Consider the following 340-nt stretch of genomic DNA (forward strand, 5'->3'; position numbering starts at 1 on the left):
CTGCAGATGATCCTTGTCGCTGGCCGGCACTTCCACCGCATGCAGCTTCTCGGCGGCATAGATGACATGGGCTGCGATCGCCTGTTCGGCGAGCCGATCCTCCGCCGGATCCTCCTGCCCGAGGCCACCGATGCCGGCAAAATAGCCGCCAAATCCGCCCGTGGTCAGAAGCACCGCCGCGGCGACGGCAAGCCACCAGCGCGAGCGTGGCACCGCTGCCTTAACAGGCGCTTCGCCGAGCACCACCTTGCGCAAGCGCGCGGGAAAAGGCTCATCCAGCACGCCGGCAAAGGCGGCACGCAATGCCTCGCGGTCGGCGGTGAAGCGGACGCTCCTCGCC

The 340-nt window shown here is 67.9% G+C and carries 1 pseudogene; it reads right to left on the reverse strand.

Features of this window, described 5'->3' with window-relative positions:
• Positions 1-340, reverse strand: a pseudogene (locus EN852_RS37190) (anti-sigma factor); the annotation flags it as partial.

The sequence above is a fragment of the Mesorhizobium sp. M2E.F.Ca.ET.209.01.1.1 genome (assembly GCF_004010375.2).
In the GTDB taxonomy this organism is placed as follows: domain Bacteria; phylum Pseudomonadota; class Alphaproteobacteria; order Rhizobiales; family Rhizobiaceae; genus Mesorhizobium.